Raw genomic sequence first — 8,881 nt, 5'->3', positions numbered from 1 at the left:
TAGAAGAACAAGAACGTGCAAGTATTACTCGTATTATGAAAGTAAAAGATATGGGACAAAAATCTTAATGAACAATAATGAAACGAGCATCTCGCAAACAGAGATGCTCGTTTTTGTTGTCGGACTATTTTCCGGTTTATTAAAGAAAAAACACAGATAAAAATGAGGAGAAGATTATAATTTGTTGAGGAAGTGATATTTTTTCTGCTTTGGCTTGTTGTTCGACTTAAGTTTATGATAAGATAGTAGAAAGCTTTAAAAAGAATGGAGTTTTGAGACGATTATGACAAAAAGAGGATTGTTAATCGTTTTATCTGGACCATCAGGCGTAGGGAAAGGAACAGTTAGAGCTGCAATTTTTTCAAAAGGGGAACAAAAATTTGTTTACTCAATTTCAGCCACAACTCGTAAACCACGAACAGGTGAAACAGATGGAGTCGATTATTTCTTCAAGACAAGAGAAGAATTTGAACAAATGATTCAAAATAAACAATTATTGGAATATGCTGAATATGTTGGGAATTATTATGGCACTCCACTAGAATATGTAGAAAATACATTAGCAACAGGGAAAGATGTGTTTTTAGAAATTGATGTACAAGGTGCTATTCAAGTTCGTGAATTAATGCCAGAGGGAGTGTTTATTTTCTTAACGCCACCTGATTTAAATGAATTAGAAAGCCGTATTGTTAATCGAGGAACAGATTCTGATGAAGTAATTGCGAAGCGTATGAAAACAGCTCGTGAAGAATTAGAGTTGATGAAGTATTATGATTACTCTGTAGTGAACGATACAGTAGATAATGCAGTTCAAAAAATCGAAGCAATTATTCAAACGGAGCACTTGCGAATCATTAGAAATTTAGATACTATAGAAGAGTTAGAAGAAATACTGGATGAAGAGTAGAAAGAGGTAATCTATTATGATGTTATATCCTTCAATTGATAAATTATTGAACAAAATTGATTCAAAATATTCTTTAGTAATTTTATCAAGTAAAAGAGCTCATGAATTACACCATCATGAACCACAAAAATTAGAAGACTATCAATCAGATAAAAATGTTGGCCGTGCGTTAGAAGAAGTTATCGCTGGTGAATTAGGAATTCGTGAAGATAGTATTCCTGAAGAAGTTTAATGATGAAGAAACCTTGAAGTGGAGAAATCCCTTCAAGGTTTTTATTTTTATAAATAAAATTTAAGACTGAATAAATGGTTTTCTATTTTTTGAAAAAGATGATACACTATTCTTATGATGTAAATTGGGGTAAGTATACCTCTAAAGAGAGGTGAAATCATGTTTGCACAAGTAATTGTAGATGTACCAGTAAAACAAGTGAATCGACCATTTGATTATAGAATTCCTGCAATCTTCGAAGGAGAAATCGAAGTGGGAATGAGAGTTGTTGTTCCATTTGCTGGAAGAAGTGTGCAAGGATTTGTTGTTTCAATTCGTCCAACATCTGATTTTGATGGGGAATTAAAAGAAATTGAAAGATTAATGGATCTTGAACCTGTTCTCTCAAAAGAAATGATTGAATTAGGAGAATATATGTCCAATCATTTATTCGCCTTTTTAATTCACTGTTATCAAACAATGTTGCCAGCGATGTTAAAAACAACAACAAGAAAGTTATTTATATTAGAAAATCCCCAAGAGCAAGAAGAAATTTTTCAAAGAATTTTTAATGGGCAATTAGAAATAGAAGTAACGGATGAAATGCCAAAGGAAATTTTGGCAGAGTTACTACGTTTAAAACAAAAAGGAATTGTTCAAACAAAAACTTTAGTAGAAGACCGCAAACAAATAAAAACAGAAGATTGGATTGTATTATCGTATTTACCTGAAGAATATTTGGAAATGATGAAGCAAGTTCCAAAAAATGCGGCAAAACAATTAAGATTTCTAGAAGGCTTATCTAGTTTAGAGAATACAGAAATTGCGAAAGCTGAATTTATGACTCGCTTTAATGTTGTGCAAGCAGATGTGAAAAAAGCTGTTGAAAAAGGTTGGATTTTTTTAGAAAAAAGAGCAGTAGATAGAGATCCTTATGCGGGGAGAAAAATTGTCCACTCTAAACCATTTGAACTAAATCAAGAGCAAAAACAAGTCTTTCAACAAGTGTTAGAAGAAGAGAGTGATGAAACCTCTCATGTTTACTTATTGCAAGGCGTGACAGGCTCAGGAAAGACAGAAGTGTATCTTCAATGGATTGGAGAAGCCATTCAAAAAGGGAAAAGCGCTATGATGCTTGTTCCAGAAATTTCATTAACCCCTCAAATGGTTCAACGATTCAAAGAACGATTTGGGAATCGAGTAGCTGTTTTACATAGTGGGTTGAATCCTGGAGAAAAACATGATGAATGGCAAAAAATAAAAGAAGGTCGAGCAGACATTGTTGTTGGAGCAAGATCTTCAGTATTTGCTCCATTAGAAAATGTTGGCATTATTATTTTAGATGAAGAACATGAGAGTACTTATAAGCAGGATGATACTCCACGTTATCATGCGAGAGATATTGCGATTTGGAGAGGAAAATATCATCATTGCCCTGTCGTACTTGGAAGTGCAACTCCAAGTTTAGAATCTCGAGCAAGAGCAGAAAAGGGAGTTTATCGTTTATTACGGTTAACAAAGCGTGCTAAACATCAACCATTACCTCAAGTTCATGTTCTTGATATGAAACAAGAATTTTTGGCACAAAAAGGAAGTTTCTCCAAACGTTTATTACAAGCGTTAGAAGACCGATTAGAAAAAGGAGAGCAAAGTGTGTTGCTCTTAAATCGAAGAGGATATTCGTCCTTTATTATGTGTCGAGATTGTGGTTATGTATTGGAATGTCCAAATTGTGATATTTCTTTAACGCTTCATATGGATACAAAAGTGATGAAATGCCATTACTGTGGGCATGAAGAAGGGATTCCAAATCACTGTCCGAAATGTCATAGCCGACAAATTCGTTATTTCGGAACGGGAACTCAAAAGCTTCAAGAAGAATTAGAGCAATTATTACCAACTGCGAGAGTTATTCGAATGGATGTCGATACAACTCGTAAAAAAGGACAACATGAAGCGTTGTTAAAACAATTTGAAGAACAAAAAGCGGATATTTTAATTGGAACACAAATGATTGCTAAAGGGTTAGATTTTCCAAATGTCACTTTAGTAGGAGTCGTCAATGCAGATACAGCTTTAAATATTCCGGATTTTAGAGCGGCAGAAAAAACTTTTCAATTATTAACACAAGTAGCAGGAAGAGCTGGTAGAGGAGATAAGGCTGGAGAAGTATTTATTCAAACATATAACCCAGATCATTATGCGATTCAATTAGCACAACATCACTATTACGAGGCTTTTTTTGCTCAAGAAATGAAAATGAGACATCTCGCTCATTATCCGCCTTATTATTTTACAGTAATGATTACAGTTTCTAGTGAACAAGAATATGCTGCACAAAAACAGGCGTATGACATTAAAAAGGTATTGGAAGGTAAACTATCTTCTCAATCTGTTTTATTAGGACCTAGTGCGAAATCAATTGCTAGAATGAATAATCGTTATTATTATCAATTAATTATTAAATATAAAAAAGATCCAGTATTAGATATTTTATTACATGAGGTCTTAGTCAATACTCAATCAACACCGCAGTCAAAAGTAGCGGTATCCATCGATGTAGAACCTCAATATTTTTTATAAAGATAGGAAGTGGAATTTTGAAAAAAATCATTTTTATGGGAACACCCGAATTTTCAACAAAAGTATTAGATGCTTTAGTTAGTTCAGAAGAATATGAAGTGATTGCGGTTGTGACTCAACCAGATAGACCAGTCGGTCGTAAAAAAGTGATTACGCCATCACCCGTGAAAAAATATGCATTAGAACAAAATATTGCTGTATATCAACCAGAAAAATTAACAGGTTCAGAAGAATTAGAACAATTAATGACATTAGATGCTGATTTAATTGTAACAGCTGCTTATGGTCAGTTTTTACCAAAGAAATTTTTAGAATTTCCAAAACAGGGTGCTGTCAATGTTCATGCATCTTTATTACCAAAATATCGTGGGGGTGCACCGATTCATTATGCTATTATGAATGGGGATTCTCATACAGGTGTAACGATTATGAGAATGGTTAGCAAAATGGATGCGGGAAATATTTTATCACAACGCTCGATTCCAATTGAACAAATTGATGATGTAGCTTCTATGTTTGAAAAATTAAGTGTGGTAGGTGCAGAATTATTATTAGACACATTACCGAAAATTTTTGATGGAACTATTACTGAAATTGTACAAGATGAAGCATTCGTAACGTATTCTCCAAATATTACACGAGAACAAGAACAAATTGATTGGACAAAAGAAGCAAAAATGGTAGATTGCTTTATCCGTGGTTTACGTCCTTGGCCAACTTCATTTACTGTATTAAATGGTGAAAGAGTGAAAATTTGGCAAGTGAAGGTAGTTGATCAAACAACTGCTGAACAACCAGGAACATTATTTAAAGAAAATCATCATTTGTATGTAGCATGTGGTAATCAAACCGTATTAGAAATTATTGAATTACAACCTGCAGGAAAAGCAAAAATGAGTTCAGATGCCTTTATGAATGGTTTTGCTTCTGTTATTGAAGAGAAAGCTTGCTTTGAAGAGGTAAATCATGGATAAGGTCAGAAATGCAGTTGTAGATTTATTAGTTCAAGTGGAACAAGATCAATCTTATTCAACGATTAGTTTGAAAAAGGTAATTGAGCAACAAAAATGGACTGCAAAAGATAAAGGTCTGTTAACCGAATTGTTTTATGGAACGATTCAACGAAAAATGACGATTGATTTTTATTTAGCCCCTTATATTCAAAAAGCAAAGAAAATTCAACCATGGGTGAAACAATTGCTAAGAATTTCCATTTACCAAATGGTGTTTTTAGATAAAATTCCAGATCGTGCAGCGATTTTTGAAGCAGTACAAATTGCGAAAAAACGTGGACATCAAGGGATTGCAAAATTCGTTAATGGCGTACTTAGAAATTTCCAAAGAAATGATTTAAGAAGTTTTGAGGAAATAAAAGATGCAGATGAAAGAATGAGTGTACAGTATAGTATTCCAAAATGGATGTATCAATTATTTAAAGAACAGTATGGAGAAGAACAAGCTCAACAAATTTCTGAGTCTATTTTAACAGCCCCAAGTGTAAGTGTTCGTATTCAACCAAATCATTTATCGCAAGAACAAGTAAAACAACTTCTATTAGAAGAAGGAGTTCAGACTAGAGAAAGTGCCTTATCGAGTAGATGTTTAATTGTTGAAGAAGGTAATGTTTTTCAATCGAAAGCTTTTGAGCAAGGACTTATTACGATACAAGATGAAGCTTCTTCTTTAGTTGCGCAAGTTGCTAATTTAGAATCAACGGATAAAGTGCTTGATACATGTGCAGCACCTGGTGGAAAGACGACGCATATTGCCAGTTATTTAGATGCTTCAAAGGGCGGACATGTAGATGCCTTAGATTTATACGAACATAAATTAAAGAAAATTCAAGAAAATGCTAAAAGACTTCAAGTGGAAGATTGCATTTCGATGAAAGTATTAGATGCCCGTAACGTTCAAGATGTCTATCCAGCCGAAAGTTTTGATGCAGTATTTGTAGATGCACCTTGTTCGGGGCTAGGATTAGTTCGTCGTAAACCGGATATTAAATATACAAAAGAAGTACAAGATTTAAAAAGTTTAGAAAAAATTCAACTAGAGATTTTATTATCTGCTTCAAAAATGGTAAAATCAAAGGGTAGCCTAGTATATTCTACATGTACAATTAATAAGGCAGAAAATAGAGAGCTGGTTCATCAGTTTTTAGAAGTGAACCCAGCATTTGAAATTGAATCGATTGGAAAATGGATTCAGAAAGATTCAGAAGATATTACAATATTACCAAGTGACTTTAATAGTGATGGTTTTTATATTTGTAAATTAGTGAAAAAATCTTAAACAGTGAGGAGGGATTGTATGAAATTTGCGATAAAAAGTGATGTTGGTCAACGAAGAAAAGTAAATGAAGATGCTGCTGGCTACTTTGAAAGCAAAAATCACATCCCGCTCATGATGGTCTGTGATGGAATTGGTGGACATAATGCGGGAGAAATTGCTAGTTCAATGGCATTAATGTCGATAGGTCAATCGTGGGAAAAGACTAATATTGAAAATATGGAAGAAGCATATCAATGGATTGTTCATAAAATTGAGGAAGCTAATGATGATATTCTTACACGTTCTACTCAATATGAAGATTTATATGGAATGGGAACAACTTTAGTAGCTGCCTGTGTCATTGGAAATCAATTAATGATTGCCAATGTTGGAGATAGTCGAGCGTATGTTTTGAGAAACTTCCAATTAAAGCAATTAACGGAAGATCAAAGCTTAGTGAATGCATTATTGAAATCTGGAGAAATCACTCCTGAAGAAGCTGAAAATCATCCCAATAAAAATATTGTGACACAATCATTAGGAGTAACTTCTGCTGTCGAAATTGATTTTGTCAGAATGACTGTGAAAGATGAAGATATCTTATTATTATGCAGTGACGGGCTCAGCGATATGTTGTCATTAGAAGAAATAAGAAATGTTTTAAATCATTATTCAGATTTGGAACAACAAGTGGAAAAAGCTGTTCAAGCAGCTAATGAGTCAGGTGGTCGTGATAATATAACAGTTGCGATTGCAAAAATTCACCTTAGAGAGGAGGAAGCCTAATGCTAGAAGCTGGTAGAACATTAAATGGACGTTATAAAATTAAATCTTTAATTGGAACTGGCGGAATGGCTGCGGTTTACCTTGCAAAGGATTTAATTTTAGATCGATTAGTTGCCATTAAAGTATTACGATTGGATTTTCGACAAAATGATGATGCAATGAGAAGATTTAGAAGAGAAGCATTATCAGCAACTCAACTAACTCACCCAAATATTGTAGGAGTTTACGATGTTGGACAATCACAAGAAATGAATTATATTGTGATGGAATATGTCGAAGGAACAGATTTAAAAGATTATGTAAGACAAAAAGGTGCTTTACATCCAATTGAAGCTGTTCGTATTATGATGCAAATTGTTTCAGCGATTGCAGCTGCACATCAAAATCGCATTATTCACCGAGATATTAAACCACAAAATATTTTAATTGATAAAGAAGGAAATGTTAAAATAACAGACTTTGGAATTGCGGTTGCTTTATCAGATACATCCTTAACTCAAACGAATACATTGCTAGGTTCAGTACACTACTTATCGCCAGAACAAGCAAGAGGTGGAATGGCGACCATTCAAACAGATATTTATGCTTTAGGTATTGTGTTGTATGAACTATTAACAGGAAAAGTTCCTTTTGATGGGGAGTCCGCAGTTTCTATTGCGCTGAAACATTTCCAAGAACCATTACCAACGATAGTAAATCCAACTGCAATGGTTCCTCAAAGCTTAGAAAATATAGTTTTAAAAGCTACTGCAAAAGATCCCATGCATCGCTATAAGAGTTGTTATGAAATGTTTCAAGATTTGAAAACTTGTTTAGATTCTACGAGACTATATGAAAAGAAATTTGTACCGGCAAGTTTTTCAGGAGAAACAAAAGTACTAACACCAATTCATACACAAAAAGTTAAACCAATTCAAACGAGTAAAGAAATACCAGTTGTAGAAATGGATGAAGAGAAACCAGTTAAAAAGAGACGTAAATGGCCGTGGTTGTTTCTTCTTTTATTGATTTCAATTATTGGAATTATGGCTTTTGTATTCTTGCAGTCTAGTCCAAAAGAAGTACAAGTACCAGATGTAACGAATTTAACGGAAGCTGCCGCTAAAACAAAATTAGCAGATGCCAAATTGAATGTTACAGATGTAATCCAAGTGAAATCAGATGAAATTGAAAGTGGAAAAGTCATTGAAACAAGTCCAAAAGCAGGAAGTACTGTAAAAGAAAAATCAAAAATTACAATTAAAGTAAGTTCAGGAAAAGAAGCTGTTACGATGAAAGATTATCGTAATAAAACATATGAAGCTGCTAGAGATGAATTGAAAAAATTAGGATTTACAGTAGAAAAACAAGAAGAAAATTCTGATAGTGTAGAATCTGGAAAAGTAATTTCTCAAAGTATTGCTCCTAATCAAAAGGTAGAGGGAAAAGATCCTGTCATTACATTAGTAGTTAGTAAAGGAGAAAGCTCTATTAAAATGGCAAACTTAACAGGTTATACAAGAGCAGGAGCCATTGAATATGCAAATTCAAATAATTTAGCATTAACCATTACTGAAGAAGAAAATGAAGCAACAGCAGATACAGTAATTAGACAATCAATAAGAGAAGGAGCAGAAGTGAAAAAAGGAACTGCACTTACAATTGTATTGTCAAAAGGTAAAAAAGATCACACTGTGACAAAACAAATTACAATTCCATATCAAAAAAATGGACAAAATAACGGGCAGAAAACGCCAAATAAAATCTCGATATATATCGAAGATGCAAAAAATCAAATTTCTAATGTGTATAATACATTAGAAATAACTGAGGATACTACAGTGAATTTAACATTCACACTAAGTAATTCACATCCAACAGGTAACTATAAAATTGTGAGTGATGGAAAAGTAATTTCTTCAGGAAATGTGCAATAAAAGGAAAGGGCTGTAGTTCAAGACTACAGTCTTTTTTATTGTAGTCAAAAATATAAAAAAAGTTTTAAAAAAGACTTGCAAAGAATAAAAAGCTATGGTAAATTATAAACACTGTTAACGAACGTTCGCTTTTAAAGCGTTTAAAAATAATTTAAAAAAGTTGTTGACAGAGAAAAACGACTATGATAATATATAGGAGTTGTCGCG

The 8,881-nt window shown here is 33.4% G+C and carries 7 protein-coding genes; all 7 read left to right on the top strand.

Annotated features, from left to right (window positions below):
• Window positions 1-283: 283 nt before the first annotated feature.
• The gene (gene gmk, locus RYK07_RS08245) at window positions 284-907 is read left to right on the top strand and encodes a guanylate kinase (RefSeq protein WP_006703590.1); all 624 of its coding nucleotides are present in this window, start codon (window positions 284-286) and stop codon (window positions 905-907) included.
• Window positions 908-923: 16 nt separating this feature from the next.
• Window positions 924-1,139: a DNA-directed RNA polymerase subunit omega gene (rpoZ, locus tag RYK07_RS08240; protein ID WP_006703591.1), complete on the top strand. Its 216-nt coding sequence runs from the start codon at window positions 924-926 to the stop codon at window positions 1,137-1,139.
• Between the two features lie 159 nt (window positions 1,140-1,298).
• Window positions 1,299-3,701, top strand: coding sequence for a primosomal protein N' (gene priA, locus RYK07_RS08235; protein WP_314853392.1), 2,403 nt, complete (start codon window positions 1,299-1,301; stop codon window positions 3,699-3,701).
• A gap of 17 nt (window positions 3,702-3,718) precedes the next feature.
• Entirely contained in the window at window positions 3,719-4,675 is a 957-nt protein-coding gene (gene fmt, locus RYK07_RS08230; RefSeq protein ID WP_314853391.1) for a methionyl-tRNA formyltransferase, read from the top strand.
• On the top strand, window positions 4,668-5,993 hold the full coding sequence (gene rsmB / locus RYK07_RS08225) for a 16S rRNA (cytosine(967)-C(5))-methyltransferase RsmB (RefSeq protein WP_314853390.1): 1,326 nt from the start codon (window positions 4,668-4,670) through the stop codon (window positions 5,991-5,993). The genes fmt and rsmB overlap by 8 nt, the downstream gene beginning before the upstream one ends.
• An 18-nt stretch (window positions 5,994-6,011) precedes the next feature.
• A complete protein-coding gene (locus RYK07_RS08220; RefSeq protein ID WP_314853388.1) occupies window positions 6,012-6,758 on the top strand; it encodes a Stp1/IreP family PP2C-type Ser/Thr phosphatase in 747 nt (248 codons plus the stop codon).
• Window positions 6,758-8,674, top strand: a complete 1,917-nt coding sequence (gene pknB / locus RYK07_RS08215) for a Stk1 family PASTA domain-containing Ser/Thr kinase (protein WP_314853386.1) — start codon at window positions 6,758-6,760, stop codon at window positions 8,672-8,674. The genes RYK07_RS08220 and pknB overlap by 1 nt, the downstream gene beginning before the upstream one ends.
• Window positions 8,675-8,881 lie beyond the last annotated feature (207 nt).

The organism is uncultured Granulicatella sp., assembly GCF_963528315.1.
GTDB lineage: Bacteria > Bacillota > Bacilli > Lactobacillales > Aerococcaceae > Granulicatella.
Note: the sequence above shows the minus strand (reverse complement) of the source record. Positions and strands in the feature narration are given on the sequence as shown.